Source organism: Mesorhizobium sp. M2E.F.Ca.ET.209.01.1.1, from assembly GCF_004010375.2.
Lineage (GTDB): Bacteria > Pseudomonadota > Alphaproteobacteria > Rhizobiales > Rhizobiaceae > Mesorhizobium.
In genome coordinates, this window is record NZ_SADP02001154.1 from 1 (window position 1) to 291 (window position 291).

Sequence of the window (291 nt, forward strand, 5' to 3'; positions counted from 1 at the left end):
CGGGGATTTCGCTGACGGTTGTCAACAGAGATTGAACATCAGGAGCGCAGGCGTGACGTACTGGGTCGGAACAAGCTGGAAGATGAACAAGACGCTTGCTGAAGCGCTCGCTTTCGCCGAAGCAATCGCCGCGTTCACTATTGGCTTCGACAAGCGCATCCAGCCGTTCGTCATCCCGCCTTTCACGGCGGTGCGCGAAGTCAAGAAGGCGCTGTCGTCAACGCACATCAAGGTCGGCGCGCAGAACATGCATTGGGCCGACAACGGCGCTTGGAGCGGCGAGATCTCGCC

General features: G+C 59.5%; 1 protein-coding gene. It reads left to right on the top strand.

Annotated features, from left to right (window positions below; genetic code table 11):
• Nucleotides 1–82: 82 nt before the first annotated feature.
• On the top strand, nt 83–291 hold a 209-nt coding region (locus EN852_RS39520), incomplete at its 3' end, for a triose-phosphate isomerase (RefSeq protein ID WP_246694595.1).